The sequence below is a fragment of the Streptomyces sp. NPDC058284 genome, assembly GCF_042881135.1.
Classification (GTDB): domain Bacteria; phylum Actinomycetota; class Actinomycetes; order Streptomycetales; family Streptomycetaceae; genus Streptomyces.
On record NZ_JBHVYE010000026.1, the window covers coordinates 25,666 to 39,333 of the forward strand.

Genomic DNA, 13,668 nt, shown 5'->3' on the forward strand with positions numbered 1-13,668 from the left:
TCACGCCTCCTTCGGGTCGACAGGGCCGGCGGGGGGAGCGGCGGCACGGCGTGACCGGCGCAGCGGGGGCTTGGCGCCGAGCCGCTCCGGGTCGAGGCCGGACCACTTGTGGCCGTTCGCGAAGAACTTCTTGCGGGCCATGAGCGTCATCAGCGGCTTGGTGAAGAAGAAGACCACGACGACGTCGAGCAGCGTGGTCAGGCCGAGCGTGAACGCGAAGCCCTGCACCTTGCCGACCGTGACGACGAAGAGCACGGCGGCGGCCAGGAACGACACGAAGTCGGAGACCAGGATGGTGCGCCGGGCGCGCGGCCAGCCCCGCTCGACGGCGGGACGCAGCGTGCGGCCCTCGCGGATCTCGTCACGTACGCGTTCGAAGAACACGATGAACGAGTCCGCCGTGATACCGATCGCGACGATCGCACCACACACCGCGGGCAGGTTGAGCGCGAACTTAATGGTCGGGCCGAGCAGCGTCATGATCGTGTACGTCAGCGCCGCGGAGACCAGGAGGCTCGCGATGGCGATGAGCGAGAGGCCGCGGTAGTAGGCCACCAGGTAGATGATGACGAGCGCGAGGCCAATGGCACCCGCGATGAGACCCGCCTTCAGCTGCTCGCCACCGAGGGCCGGGCTGACCGTGGTGACGCTCTGCTCGTGGAAGGAGAGCGGCAGGGCGCCGTACGAGAGGACGTTCGCCAGGTCCTTCGCGGACTGCTGGTTGAAGCTGCCGGAGATCTCGGCGTTGGCGCTCAGGGTCGAGCTGACGCTCGGAGCCGAGACGACGTCACCGTCGAGGACGATCGCGAACTGATTCTGCGGGGGCTGCTGCTGCGAGAGCTTGCTGGTGACCTCGGCGAACTTCTTCGAGCCGCCCTTGGTGAAGTCCATGTTGACGACCCAGGCGCCCGTTTGCTGCTTGATCATCGCCTGTGCCTTCTTGACGTCCTTGCCGTTCACCTCCGCCGGGGCCAGGATGAACTTGTCCCACGTCTTGCCGTCGGGGCTCTTGCCGCAGGCGATGGTGGGCTCGGAGGGCTTGATGCCCCGGCCGGCCGCGGCGCGCGCCTGCTTGTTGGTGCAGTCGAGCTTGGTGAACTGCTCCTGGAGCTTGGCGGTGGCCGGGTCCGGGGTCGGCTTCTTGTCCTGCTTCTTGCCGTCCTCGCCGTCCTTGGCCTTGTCCGAAGGCGTCGGGTCGTCCTTCAGCGCCTCGCTGACGGCACGGCCCTGGGGGGACTGCTTGTCGGTCGGAGAGGTCGCCTTGCCGGTGGCCTTGTCCGTCGCCTTGTCCGTGGCCTTGCCGGTGGGCTTGCCCTTGTCCTTCTCCTTGTCCGTGCCGGACGAGGGGCTGGCGGACGGGTCGGGTGTGGGCTGGCCGGGGGCCTGCGTGATCACCGGACGGAAGTAGAGCTGAGCGGTCGTACCGACCTGCTCCCGCGCCTGCTTCTCGTTCGAACCCTTGGGGATGTTGACGATGATGTTCTTGTCGCCCTGGGTCTGAACCTCGGCCTCGGAGACACCCAGACCATTGACGCGGTTGTTGATGATGTCAACCGCGGTGTTCATGTTGGTCGGGTTGATCGCGTCCTTCTGGCCCGGCTCGTTCTTGGCCTCGAGCGTGATGCTCGTGCCACCGGCGAGGTCGATGCCCAGACGCGGCGTGGTGTGCCCGGAAAGGAACATTCCCCCCGTGAGCGCCACGAGGGCGATCAGGATGAAGACCAGAGAGCGTCCCGGTTTGCCCGGGGCACTCTGCCTTCGGCCCTTCTTCGGTGCTGCCACCTTCTCGTTCTCCCTGTCCAACCGCCCGGCATCCGGTCATCCCCTTGCGGTACGGGGACGACGTGGGCGGGCGGCCATGAAGTGGTGTCGAGATTCGGCGCGAAATGCACGTGGTCCGGGGCCCGTGGTGCGCGAGCGGTGCACCCCACGGATCCCGGTCGTGACTACTTCGCGTCGGACTCGCCGTCGGTCTTCTTCGGCTCCGCGTCGTCGGCCCCGGCGGGCTCGTCCTTCTTGCCGAGGTCGATGCGCGAGTCGTCGGAAGCGTCGGCGGGCTCGTCGGTCTCGGTCAGGGAGGAGGCGTCGTCGGGCACGACGGGGGCGTCCTCTTTCAGGTCGTCCTCGGTGCCGTGCACGATGCGGTTGTACTCGTCGTCGTCGAGGACGGCGCCGATCGAGTTCTTCGCGTAAACCGCGTGGACACCGGGGGCCACCTCAAGGAGGACGGCTTCGTCGTGAACCTCCTTGACGGTGGCGTACATGCCCCCGATCGTGCGGACGCCGGTGCCGGGCTGCATCTCGTTGCGCATGGACGCGGCAGCCTGCTGCTTCTTCTTCGCAGACCGGGTCATCAGGAACATGGCCCCGATGAGCACGATGAACGGGAGGAGGGTCACGATATTCACGGGACGGAGTTTCCTTCGCACGACCGCGCGGATGGAGCGGCCATTGGGATGGGGGTGGGCACGCCACCCACAAGGGCGGCATCGGCGGAGTCTAAGCGAGTCCGCACCTAACGAACAACGCTCAGCATGGCACCGCAGTTCCTGAGCGGGCGACTATCCGCGCCGTTCCGCTTCGGCCGCGGTCCTGTCTCGTCAATATCACGTCCCGAACAGGTCCTGTTGTCCCTTTCCACCCGTCTGACGCGGGGGAACCAGGCCGAGGTGCGCCCATGCCGCCGGCGTCGCGACCCGGCCGCGCGGGGTGCGGGCGAGCAGTCCCTCCCGTACGAGGAAGGGCTCCGCCACCTCCTCGACCGTCTCGCGCTCCTCCCCCACCGCTACCGCGAGCGTCGACAGGCCGACGGGCCCGCCGCCGAAGAGCTTGAGCAGGGCTTGAAGGACGGCGCGGTCGAGGCGGTCCAGGCCGCGCTCGTCCACCTCGTAGACCGCGAGGGCCGCGTTCGCGATGTCCTTGGAGACCGAGCCGTCGGCCTTGACCTGGGCGTAGTCCCTGACGCGGCGCAGCAGGCGGTTGGCGATACGGGGGGTGCCGCGCGAGCGGCCCGCGATCTCGGCGGCGCCCGCGGTGTCGATCCGCACATCGAGGAGCTGTGCGGAGCGGTGGACCACCCGTTCCAGTTCCACCGGTTCGTAGAACTCCATGTGGGCGGTGAAACCGAAGCGGTCGCGCAGCGGCGGGGGGAGCAGGCCCGCGCGCGTGGTGGCGCCGACGAGGGTGAAGGGCGGCAGTTCGAGGGGGATGGCGGTGGCGCCGGGACCCTTGCCGACGATGACGTCGACGCGGAAGTCCTCCATGGCCATGTAGAGCATCTCCTCGGCGGGCCGCGACATCCGGTGGATCTCGTCGAGGAAGAGGACCTCGCCCTCCTGGAGGGAGGAGAGGATCGCGGCGAGGTCGCCCGCGTGCTGGATGGCGGGGCCGCTGGTGATGCGGATCGGGGCGCCCATCTCGGCAGCGATGATCATCGAGAGGGTGGTCTTGCCGAGGCCGGGGGCGCCGGAGAGCAGCACGTGGTCGGCGGTGGCGCCACGCGCGCGTGCCGCCCGCAGGACGAGGTCGAGCTGCTCGCGGACCTTCTCCTGGCCGATGAACTCGCCCAGGTCCTTGGGGCGCAGGGCGGCCTCGACCGCCTGGTCCTCGCCGCCTGCGGCCGAGTCCACCAGCCGCTCCGCGGCGGGCCCCACGAGCCGCTCGGCCGCGTCGGCCGCTTCGTCGGTCGTGTCGTCCCAGTTCATGCGGTGTGCCTCGCGATGCGGTTCAAGGGTTGGTGGCCGGCGGGTGCGTACGGGGGGGTGGCTAGCGGGTGCGGTTCAGGGTCTGGAGTGCGGCCTTGAGGAGGTGGCCGACCTGCGGGGTGCCCCCGGCCGCCTCGGCCTGCGGGGTGACGGCGGTGACGGCCTCGTCCGCCTCTCTGGTGGCGTACCCGAGGCCGATCAGGGCGGCGTGCAGCTGGTCGCGCCAGCCGGAGGTGACGGCGGTGCCGATGGCGGGTCCGCCGGTGCCGAGCGGCTCGCCGAGGCGGTCCTTGTACTCGAGGAGGAGCTTCTGGGCGCCCTTCTTGCCGATGCCGGGGACGGCGGTGAGCGCCTTCTCGTCGCCGGTGGAGACCGCACGGCGCAGGGCGTCCGGGCTGTGCACGGCGAGCATGGCCAGGGCGAGCCGCGGGCCCACCCCGCTCGCGGTCTGCAGCAGCTCGAAGGTCTGGCGCTCGTCGTCGTCCGCGAAGCCGTACAGGGTGAGGGAGTCCTCCCGGACGACCAGGGAGGTGGCGAGCTTGGCCTGCTGGCCGACGCGGAGCGTGGAGAGCGTGTTCGGCGTGCACTGGACGGCCATGCCGATGCCGCCCACCTCGACCACCGCGGCATCGGGGGCGAGGGCGGCGACGGGGCCGCTGACGAAGGCGATCATGCGGTACGGCCTTTCTGAGCTGCGGAGGTCTTGGCGGCGTGCAGGGCCACGGCCTGCTGGAGCCGGTTCTGGGCGACGGCCTGCTGGAGGCGGTTCTGCGCGGGGGCGCGCCAGATGTGGCAGATGGCGAGGGCCAGGGCGTCCGCCGCGTCGGCGGGCCTGGGTGGCGCGTCGAGCCGCAGGAGGCGGGTGACCATCGCGCCGACCTGGGCCTTGTCGGCGCGGCCGCTGCCGGTCACGGCGGCCTTGACCTCGCTCGGGGTGTGCAGGGCGACGGGGATGCCGCGCCGCGAGGCACACAGCATGGCGACGGCGCTGGCCTGGGCGGTGCCCATCACCGTGCGCACATTGTGCTGGCTGAACACCCGCTCCACGGCGAGGACTTCGGGGCTGTGCTCGTCGAGCCACTGCTCGATGCCCTGCTCGATGGCGACCAGGCGATGGCCCAACTCCGCGTCGGCGGGCGTGCGGACGACACCGACACCGCGCATGGCGAGCGGCCGTCCCGCCACTCCCTCGACGACGCCGACACCACACCGGGTGAGTCCCGGATCGACCCCCAACACGCGCACGTCAGCCCCTCCCATCGCCTTTCCGTGCAGGCTATCGGGTCCCTCTGACAACGCGACGGGCCGACGGGTGTGTCCCGTCGGCCCGTCCGTAACCGTCGTATCCCGAGAGCCGGGTGCGACGCTTACGCGTCGACCTTGGCCATGACCTCGTCGGAGACGTCGAAGTTGGCGAAGACGTTCTGCACGTCGTCGCTGTCCTCAAGGGCGTCGATCAGCTTGAAGATCTTCCGTGCGCCGTCCTCGTCCAGTTCGACCTGCATGGTCGGGACGAAGTTGGCGTCGGCCGAGTCGTACTCGATGCCGGCCTCCTGGAGCGCGGTGCGGACCGCGACCATGTCGGTGGCCTCGCTGAGCACCTCGAAGGTGTCACCGAGGTCGTTGACCTCCTCGGCGCCCGCCTCGAGGACCGCGCCGAGCACGTCGTCCTCGGACAGTTCGCCCTTGGGGACGATCACGACGCCCTTGCGGTTGAAGAGGTACGAGACGGAGCCCGGGTCGGCCATCGAGCCGCCGTTGCGCGTCATGGCGACACGCACGTCGGAGGCGGCGCGGTTGCGGTTGTCGGTGAGGCACTCGATGAGCACCGCGACACCGTTCGGGCCGTAACCCTCGTACATGATCGTCTCGTAGTCGGCGCCACCGGCCTCGAGACCGGCGCCGCGCTTGACCGCGGAGTCGATGTTCTTGTTCGGGACCGAGCTCTTCTTGGCCTTCTGGATGGCGTCGAAGAGGGTCGGGTTACCGGACACGTCGGCGCCGCCCGTGCGGGCCGCGACCTCGATGTTCTTGATCATCTTCGCGAAGAGCTTGCCGCGCTTGGCGTCGATCACGGCCTTCTTGTGCTTCGTCGTAGCCCATTTAGAGTGGCCGGACATCTGCCTGTCTCCTTCGCGTTACCCAACAACCAGTGAGAACTCTCCCAGACCTTAATGCCCTGGGGTGATCCTCGGAGATCCTACTAGGATCCCGCGCGCGGGTTGCCCCTTGCCATCTCCACGAACAGCGCGTGGACGCGATGGTCCCCGGTCAGTTCGGGGTGGAACGACGTGGCGAGCGCGTTGCCCTGGCGCACGGCGACGATGTGCCCCTCGTGCTCGGCGAGCACCTCGACCTCGGCGCCGACCGACTCGACCCAGGGCGCCCGGATGAAGACGCCCTCCACGGGGGCTCCCTCGACGCCCTTGACGTCCACGGCCGCCTCGAACGACTCGTTCTGCCGGCCGAAGGCGTTACGCCGCACGATCATGTCGATGCCGCCCACCGTCTCCTGGCCCGAGCGCGGGTCGAGGATCTTGTCGGCGAGCATGATCATGCCCGCGCAGCTGCCGTAGACGGGCAGGCCGTCACGCACGCGCGCGCGAAGGGGCTCCAGCAGGCCGAAGAGAGTGGCCAGTTTGGAGATGGTGGTGGACTCGCCGCCGGGGATGACCAGGCCGTCGACCTCGGCGAGCTCCTCGGGGCGCCGGACCGGCCTGGCCACGGCGTCCGCCGAGGCCAGGGCGATCAGATGCTCCCGTACGTCCCCCTGAAGGGCGAGGACGCCCACTACGGGAGTGGTCATCACCAGCCTCGGTTCGCGTAGCGCTCGGTCTCCGGCAGGGTGTCGCAGTTGATGCCGACCATGGCCTCGCCGAGGTTGCGGGAGGCGTCCGCGATGATCTTCGGGTCGTCGAAGAAGGTGGTGGCCTTCACGATGGCGGCGGCGCGCGCGGCCGGGTCGCCGGACTTGAAGATGCCGGAGCCGACGAAGACGCCCTCGGCGCCGAGCTGGCGCATCAGGGCGGCGTCGGCCGGGGTGGCGACGCCACCGGCGGAGAAGAGCACGACCGGCAGCTTGCCGAGCTCGGCGGTCTCCTTGACCAGCTCGTACGGGGCGCGGAGCTCCTTGGCCGCGGCGTACAGCTCGTTGTTGTCGAAGCCGCGCAGCTTGGCGATCTCGTTCTTGATCTGGCGCAGGTGGCGGACGGCCTCGACGACGTTGCCGGTCCCGGCCTCGCCCTTGGAGCGGATCATGGCCGCGCCCTCGGCGATGCGGCGCAGGGCCTCGCCGAGGTTGGTGGCGCCACAGACGAACGGGGTCGTGAACGCGAACTTGTCGCTGTGGTTGACCTCGTCGGCCGGGGTGAGGACCTCGGACTCGTCGATGTAGTCGACGCCGAGCGACTGCAGTACCTGGGCCTCGACGAAGTGGCCGATGCGGGACTTGGCCATGACGGGGATGGAGACGGCCTCGATGATCTCTTCGATCATGTTCGGGTCGGACATCCGGGCCACGCCGCCGTCCTTGCGGATGTCGGCGGGCACCCGCTCCAGCGCCATGACGGCGACCGCGCCCGCGTCCTCGGCTATCTTCGCCTGCTCGGCGTTGACGACGTCCATGATCACGCCGCCCTTGAGCTGCTCGGCCATGCCGCGCTTCACGCGGGCGGTGCCGATCTCGGGCGTCTGGGTGCTGCTGGCAGGGGTGCTGGACACGGGGTTGACCTCACTCGAGGGAGACGGCTTCTGCGTCTACGAGGAAACGCCCGGACACCAGGCCACAGCAAGGGCCAATGGGTGACCGGTGGCTCGTTTTCCCGGGACGTGCCTGGTCAGGCCGTGTCACCAGGGCATACGCGCGCTACCCGGTGGCCCGGTCCGCCAGGGCCACCGGCGGCTCGTCGTCCATCTCGAACGCCAACGGGAAGGGCGCGTGCCCGGCCAGCCGGAACCAGCGGACCGTGCGGTGGCGGCGCAGGGCGCGGGCGGCGCGCACGGCGTCGTTGTGGAAGCGCCGGGCCATCGGCACGCGGCGTACGGCGGCGGCCAGCTCGGTGGCCGCCTCGTCGCCGCCGGGGGCCTCGCGCACCGCCTCCACCTGCTGGACCTCACCGAAGATCGCGCGCAGCGCCTGGCTGAGCTCACTCTCGGCGACCTCGCGCTGCTCCTCCTCCGCCTGGCGGGCCGCGTGGGCCGCCTCGTAGAGCACGATCGAGGCGGCGGGATCGAGGACGCCGGAGGTGGCCAGCTCCTGGGCGACCGAGGCGCGGCGCAGCAGTTGTGCGTCCAGGGCGGCGCGGGCCGCGTCGATGCGGGCGTGCAGGCGGTCGAGGCGGCCGGCGGTCCAGCTCAGGTAGAGGCCGATCGCCAGGAGGGCGACGGCGATCCAGATCAGGGTGGAGGTCACGGTGCGCAACGCTACTTGTTTCTGGCGGGGCGCCTTGGGCGGGGGCTGGGCTCGGTTGTGGTTCCGCCGGCGTCCCAGGGGCTCTGCCCCCGGACCCCCTTGTCGCGCTCCGCGCTCGTCCTCAAACGCCGGACGGGCTGGAACCCCGCGCTCGTCCGTAAGCGCCGGGCCGGTTGCAGGCCGCGCGCGCCTGCCGGGCCAGGGGCCGGGCTCAGCCCTTCTGCGCCAGTCCGAACCTCGCCCGCAGCCCCACCCGTTCGTCCTCCGCCACCGATGCCGCGCCGTCCGTCACCGTTTCGTATACCGCGAGGATGTCCGCGCCCACCGTTGACCAGTCGAAGCGGCGTACGTGGGCGCTGCCGCGGTCGCGCAGGCCCTCGCGGCGTTCGGGGTCGGCGAGGAGGCGCACCGCCGACTTGGCGAGGGATTCGGCGTCCTCGTTGGTGAAGAGGTCGCCGGCCGCGCCCTGGTCGAGGACCTGGGTGAAGGCGTCCAGGTCGCTGGCGAGTACGGGGGCGCCCGCGGACATCGCCTCGACGAGGATGATGCCGAAGCTCTCGCCGCCGGTGTTCGGCGCGACGTACAGGTCGACGCTGCGCAGCAGCCGCGCCTTCTCCTCGTTGCTGACCATGCCGAGGAACTCCACCCGGGAGCGCAGATCGGCCGGGAGTGAGGCGACCGCCTCCTCCTCGTCGCCGCGGCCCGCGACGAGCAGGCGGGCGCCGGGGCGCTCGGCGAAGATCTGCGGGAGCGCCTTCATGAGTACCGGCAGGCCCTTGCGGGGCTCGTCGATGCGTCCGATGAAGCCGATCGTCTCCCCCTGCCACTCCGGCTTGGGCTCGGCCTTGGCGAAGAAGTCGACGTCGACGCCGTTCGGGATGACGACCGCGTCGCCGCCGAGGTGTTCGACGAGCGTGCGGCGCGCGTACTCGCTGACCGCGATGCGCGCGCTGATCTTCTCCAGGGCGGGCTGCAGGATCGGGTAGGCGGCGATCATCGCCCGGGAGCGGGGGTTGGAGGTGTGGAACGTCGCGACGATCGGGCCCTGCGCGGCCCAGCAGCTGAGCAGGCCGAGGGAGGGCGAGGCCGGCTCGTGGATGTGGATGACGTCGAAGGTGCCCTCGTGCAGCCAGCGGCGGACCCGCGCGGCCGACAGGAAGCCGAAGTTGAGCCGGGCCACCGAGCCGTTGTACGGGACGGGGACGGCCCGGCCCGCCGACACGACGTACGGCGGGAGGGGGGTCTCGTCGTCGGCCGGGGCGAGGACGGAGACCTCGTGCCCGAGGCGGATGAGGTGCTCCGCCAGATCGCGGATGTGGAACTGGACGCCGCCCGGCACGTCCCAGGAGTAGGGGCAGACGATGCCGATTTTCACGAACGCTCCCCCGCCGGGTCCTCGGCGGTGCGGGGCTCCAGGTCGTCGATCCACAGTCGCTGCAGCATGTGCCAGTCCTCCGGGTGGTCGGCGATGCCGGTGGCGAAGGCGTCGGCCAGCGCCTGCGTCATGACGGACGTCTTCTCGGCCCGGGTACCTGTCTCGGGGACCTCGACGGGCGGGTGGACCCGGCCCTTCATGACGGGTGTTCCGTCATACCAGAGGGTGACGGGCAGCAGGAGCGCCCCGGTCTGCTGGGCGAGCATCGCCGGGCCCGCGGGCATGCGGGCGGTGTCTCCGAAGAACTTCACCTCGACCCCGGAGGCCGACAGGTCGCGGTCCGCGACGAGGCAGACGAGGCCGCCTGCGCGCAGCCGCCTGGCCAGCGTGCCGAAGGCGGAGCCGCCCGTGTGCGGCAGGACCTCCATACCGAGGCTCTCGCGGTAGGCGACGAAGCGGTCGTACAGCGTCTCGGGCTTCAGGCGCTCGGCGACGGTGGTGAAGGGCGTGTCCAGTTCGGTGGTGACCCAGGCGCCCGCGAGGTCCCAGTTGCCCAGGTGCGGCAGTGCGAGGACGACACCCTTGCCCGCGGCGAGGCCGTCGGTGAGGTGGTGGACGTCCCTGACGTCGAAGCCCTTCGCGATGCGGTCCCTGCTCCAGGACGGGAGGCGGAAGGACTCCATCCAGTAGCGCAGGTAGGAGCGCATGCCCGCCCTGGAGAGCTCGGCGAGCCGCCCCGGGCCCGCGTCGGGCACCACGCGCGCGAGGTTGGACTCCAGACGCAGCACGCCCTTGCCGCGGCGCTTCCAGACCGTGTCGGCGATGGTCTTGCCGAGCCGTTCGGCGACCGGCTCGGGGAGCTTCTTGACGGTGCTCCAGCCGAGCCCGTACAGCGCGTCGGTGAGTCGGTCCTTCACTGCGCGGCCTCACTCTCCTGCGCCCCGGGGCCCGCGGCGGCGGCGTCCGCCTCCGCGGACTCGCGGCGCACGGTCACGACACGCTGGACGAGGGTCACCATGCTGCCGGCCGCGACGATCCACAGGGCGATGGGCAGCAGGATCTGAATGCCGGGGACACCGAACTTGTGCAGGCCCGCGAGGCCCGCGGCGACCAGGGAGATCACCAGGCGTTCGGCGCGCTCCACCAGGCCGTTGACGGCGACGGGCAGGCCGATGGCCTCACCGCGTGCCTTCGTGTACGAGACCACCTGGCCGCTCGCCAGACAGAAGATGGAGACGGCGCAGAGGATGTTGTCGTCGCCGGATCCGGCGTACCAGAGGGCGAGGCCCCCGAAGATCGCGCTGTCGGCCACCCGGTCGAGCGTCGAGTCGAGGAAGGCGCCCCAGCGGCTGGAGCGGCCCAGCTGGCGGGCCATGTTGCCGTCGACCAGGTCCGAGAAGACGAACAGCGTGATGACGATCGTTCCCCAGAAGAACTCTCCCCGGGGGAAGAAGACCAGCGCTCCCGCCACCACACCGGCGGTGCCGATGAAGGTGACCGCGTCGGGGCTGACCCCGCGGCGGATGAGAAACGCGGCGAACGGCGTGAGGACACGCGTGAAGAATGCACGCGCGTACTTGTTCAGCATGGCCTTCCCGAGGGTTCGGTGCGCCGCGCGGCCCCGTTGACCACCGGCTGGCCCATCGTAGTCACGCGGTTGACGGACCGGCTCGCCCCCTCACGATCGCGTACGACGTATGGACGCAGAGTGACCCGGGTGGAAAGCTCAAAAGCATGACGGGCGCCGCCGGAGCCGCCCCGCACCGGGCCCCCGCGCGTCCGCGAGCAGCCAGCATCCCCGAGGAGGTCTCAGGCTCCTCACCGTGCACGTAACCGGGAGGCCAAGGCATGGGCGACAAGGCGAACGCACACCCCGGAGCCGCCGGAAGGGCAGCATCGGCCGACCACCCCGCGTCCGTACGGAATGTGGTGCTGGTCGGCCACAGCGGCTCGGGCAAGACGACTCTCGTGGAGGCCCTCGCGCTGACCGCGGGGGCGGTGAACCGGGCGGGCCGGGTGGAGGACGGCACCGCCGTCTCGGACTACGACGAGATCGAGCACCGGCAGCAGCGCTCGGTGCAACTCTCCCTGATTCCCGTCGAATGGGACGGGTTCAAGATCAATCTGTTGGATACCCCCGGCTACGCCGACTTCGTCGGGGAGCTGAGGGCCGGTCTGCGCGCCGCGGACGCGGCCCTCTTCGTCGTCTCGGCGTCGGACGGCGTGGACGGCGCGACCCGCATGGTGTGGGAGGAGTGCGCGGCGGTCGGCATGCCGCGGGCCATCGTGATCACCCACCTGGAGTCGGCCCGCGCCGACTTCACCGAGATGACCCGCACCTGCGCACAGGCCTTCGGCGGCGACGACCCCGATGCCGTCCTGCCGCTGTACCTGCCGCTCCACGGCGAGCAGGGCCCGGACGGCCACGCTCCGGTGACCGGGCTTGTCGGGCTGCTCTCGCAGCGGGTCTTCGACTACGCCTCCGGTGAGCGCAAGGAGTCCGAGCCGGGCGAGGAGCAGCTGCCGCTGATCGCGGAGGCCCGCGCCAAGCTGATCGAGGGGATCATCGCCGAGAGCGAGGACGAGTCCCTCATGGACCGCTATCTCGACGGCGAGGACATCGACTTCAAGACGCTCGTGGACGACCTGGAACGGGCCGTCGCGCGCGGCATCTTCCATCCGGTGCTCGCCGCCGCGCCCGCCGCCGAGGGCGCCCGTCAGGGCATCGGCACGGTCGAGCTCCTGGAGCTGATCACCGGCGGCTTCCCCACCCCGCTGGAACACCCGGCGCCGGCGGTGACCACGCCGGGCGGCGCGGCGCGGCCCGCGCTCACCTGCGACCCGGCGGGGCCGCTCGCCGCCGAGGTGGTGAAGACGGCCTCCGACCCGTACGTGGGCCGGATCTCGCTCGTCCGCGTCTTCTCCGGCACCCTGCGGCCCGACGAGACCGTCCACGTCTCCGGGCACGGCCTGGCCGACCGCGGCCACGAGGACCACGACGTCGACGAACGCGTCGGCGCGCTCTCCTCGCCCTTCGGCAAGCAGCAGCGCACGCTCACCCGGTGCGTCGCGGGCGACCTGGCGTGCGTGGCCAAGCTGAACCGCGCGGAGACCGGCGACACCCTGTCCGCCAAGGACGACCCGCTCCTGATGGCGCCGTGGGACATGCCCGACCCGCTGCTTCCGCTCGCCATCCAGGCCCACAGCAAGGCCGACGAGGACAAGCTCTCCCAGGGGCTCTCGCGGCTCGTCGCCGAGGACCCGACGATGCGGCTCGAACAGAACCAGGACACCCACCAGGTGGTCCTGTGGTGCCTGGGCGAGGCGCACGCCGACGTCGCCTTGGAGCGGCTGCGCAGCCGGTACGGCGTCCAGGTCGACGTGGTCGCGCACAAGGTCTCCCTCCGGGAGACGTTCGCGGGCAGGTCCAGCGGCCGGGGCCGTCATGTGAAGCAGTCCGGGGGCCACGGCCAGTACGCGATCTGCGAGATCGAGGTCGAGCCGCTGCCCGGCGGCAACGGCATCGAGTTCGTCGACAAGGTCGTCGGCGGCGCGGTGCCCCGGCAGTTCATCCCGTCCGTCGAGAAGGGGGTGCGCGCGCAGGCCGCCAAGGGCGTCGCCGCCGGGTACGCGTTGATCGACGTGCGCGTCACGCTGACCGACGGCAAGGCGCACTCGGTGGACTCCTCCGACGCCGCGTTCCAGATGGCGGGCGCGCTCGCGCTGCGCGAGGCCGCGTCCGATGCCCGCATCCATCTGCTCGAACCGGTCGCCGAGGTACGCGTGCTGGTCGGCGACGACCACGTCGGCGCGGTGATGAGCGATCTGTCGGGGCGCCGCGGCCGGGTCGTCGGCACCGAGCAGGCGTCCGGCGGACGGACCTTGGTGAGGGCCGAGGTCCCCGAGATCGAGATCGGCAGGTACGCGGTGGATCTGCGCTCCCTCTCGCAGGGCACCGCGCGGTTCAGCCGTACGTACGCACGTCACGAGCCGATGCCCCCGCAGCTCTCCGAGAAGATCCGCGAACAGGCGCAGGACACCGCGTAGTTGACCGCGCCCCGCACGATCCGCCCGCCCACGGCCTCCCGGGCGGGCGGCATTCGGACACTCCCTCCCGGATGTCGGTGCGCCCGGATACGCTGATGACCTGATCAGCAGATGTGCCGGTCGGCAACAGG

Annotated in this window: 13 protein-coding genes; 1 reads left to right on the forward strand and 12 read right to left on the reverse strand. The window is 70.8% G+C overall.

What is annotated here, in order from left to right; genetic code table 11:
- The 12 genes from secD to pgsA all read right to left on the reverse strand — a co-directional run bounded on the left by secD (position 1) and on the right by pgsA (position 11,078).
- Positions 1–1,782, reverse strand: a complete 1,782-nt coding sequence (secD, locus tag ACFVYR_RS29270) for a protein translocase subunit SecD (protein WP_384262158.1) — start codon at positions 1,780–1,782, stop codon at positions 1–3.
- Positions 1,783–1,946: 164 nt separating this feature from the next.
- The gene (yajC, locus tag ACFVYR_RS29275; RefSeq protein WP_384262161.1) at positions 1,947–2,408 is read right to left on the reverse strand and encodes a preprotein translocase subunit YajC; all 462 of its coding nucleotides are present in this window, start codon (positions 2,406–2,408) and stop codon (positions 1,947–1,949) included.
- Between the two features lie 198 nt (positions 2,409–2,606).
- Positions 2,607–3,704, reverse strand: a complete 1,098-nt coding sequence (gene ruvB / locus ACFVYR_RS29280; protein WP_384262163.1) for a Holliday junction branch migration DNA helicase RuvB — start codon at positions 3,702–3,704, stop codon at positions 2,607–2,609.
- A gap of 61 nt (positions 3,705–3,765) precedes the next feature.
- Positions 3,766–4,377: a Holliday junction branch migration protein RuvA gene (gene ruvA, locus ACFVYR_RS29285; RefSeq protein WP_384262165.1), complete on the reverse strand. Its 612-nt coding sequence runs from the start codon at positions 4,375–4,377 to the stop codon at positions 3,766–3,768.
- Complete coding sequence (ruvC, locus tag ACFVYR_RS29290) at positions 4,374–4,949, reverse strand: crossover junction endodeoxyribonuclease RuvC (protein ID WP_384262167.1); 576 nt, start codon at positions 4,947–4,949, stop codon at positions 4,374–4,376. Before ruvC ends, ruvA begins: the two co-directional genes overlap by 4 nt.
- Before the next feature lie 122 nt (positions 4,950–5,071).
- Positions 5,072–5,824, reverse strand: a complete 753-nt coding sequence (locus tag ACFVYR_RS29295; RefSeq protein ID WP_384262170.1) for a YebC/PmpR family DNA-binding transcriptional regulator — start codon at positions 5,822–5,824, stop codon at positions 5,072–5,074.
- Between the two features lie 83 nt (positions 5,825–5,907).
- Positions 5,908–6,510: a pyridoxal 5'-phosphate synthase glutaminase subunit PdxT gene (gene pdxT, locus ACFVYR_RS29300; RefSeq protein WP_384262173.1), complete on the reverse strand. Its 603-nt coding sequence runs from the start codon at positions 6,508–6,510 to the stop codon at positions 5,908–5,910.
- The gene (pdxS, locus tag ACFVYR_RS29305) at positions 6,510–7,424 is read right to left on the reverse strand and encodes a pyridoxal 5'-phosphate synthase lyase subunit PdxS (RefSeq protein WP_384262175.1); all 915 of its coding nucleotides are present in this window, start codon (positions 7,422–7,424) and stop codon (positions 6,510–6,512) included. Before pdxS ends, pdxT begins: the two co-directional genes overlap by 1 nt.
- A gap of 145 nt (positions 7,425–7,569) precedes the next feature.
- Positions 7,570–8,115 (reverse strand): hypothetical protein, encoded by a 546-nt coding sequence (locus ACFVYR_RS29310; RefSeq protein WP_384262176.1) that lies wholly within the window; start codon positions 8,113–8,115, stop codon positions 7,570–7,572.
- Positions 8,116–8,326: 211 nt separating this feature from the next.
- Complete coding sequence (locus ACFVYR_RS29315; RefSeq protein ID WP_384262178.1) at positions 8,327–9,490, reverse strand: glycosyltransferase family 4 protein; 1,164 nt, start codon at positions 9,488–9,490, stop codon at positions 8,327–8,329.
- Positions 9,487–10,407 (reverse strand): phosphatidylinositol mannoside acyltransferase, encoded by a 921-nt coding sequence (locus ACFVYR_RS29320; protein ID WP_384262181.1) that lies wholly within the window; start codon positions 10,405–10,407, stop codon positions 9,487–9,489. The genes ACFVYR_RS29315 and ACFVYR_RS29320 overlap by 4 nt, the downstream gene beginning before the upstream one ends.
- Entirely contained in the window at positions 10,404–11,078 is a 675-nt protein-coding gene (gene pgsA, locus ACFVYR_RS29325) for a phosphatidylinositol phosphate synthase (RefSeq protein ID WP_384262183.1), read from the reverse strand. Before pgsA ends, ACFVYR_RS29320 begins: the two co-directional genes overlap by 4 nt.
- A gap of 260 nt (positions 11,079–11,338) precedes the next feature.
- On the opposite strand from pgsA, the gene ACFVYR_RS29330 reads away from it, so the two are divergent.
- Positions 11,339–13,537: an elongation factor G-like protein EF-G2 gene (locus ACFVYR_RS29330; protein WP_384262185.1), complete on the forward strand. Its 2,199-nt coding sequence runs from the start codon at positions 11,339–11,341 to the stop codon at positions 13,535–13,537.
- The last annotated feature ends 131 nt before the right edge of the window (positions 13,538–13,668 follow it).

Coding starts and splice junctions, on each gene's coding strand:
- ruvB (WP_384262163.1), bottom strand. CDS start 3,704: ATGAACTGGGACGACACGACCGACGAAGCGGCCGACGCGGCCGAGCGG.
- ACFVYR_RS29295 (WP_384262170.1), bottom strand. CDS start 5,824: ATGTCCGGCCACTCTAAATGGGCTACGACGAAGCACAAGAAGGCCGTG.
- pgsA (WP_384262183.1), bottom strand. CDS start 11,078: ATGCTGAACAAGTACGCGCGTGCATTCTTCACGCGTGTCCTCACGCCG.
- ACFVYR_RS29330 (WP_384262185.1), top strand. CDS start 11,339: ATGGGCGACAAGGCGAACGCACACCCCGGAGCCGCCGGAAGGGCAGCA.
- pdxT (WP_384262173.1), bottom strand. CDS start 6,510: ATGACCACTCCCGTAGTGGGCGTCCTCGCCCTTCAGGGGGACGTACGG.
- ruvA (WP_384262165.1), bottom strand. CDS start 4,377: ATGATCGCCTTCGTCAGCGGCCCCGTCGCCGCCCTCGCCCCCGATGCC.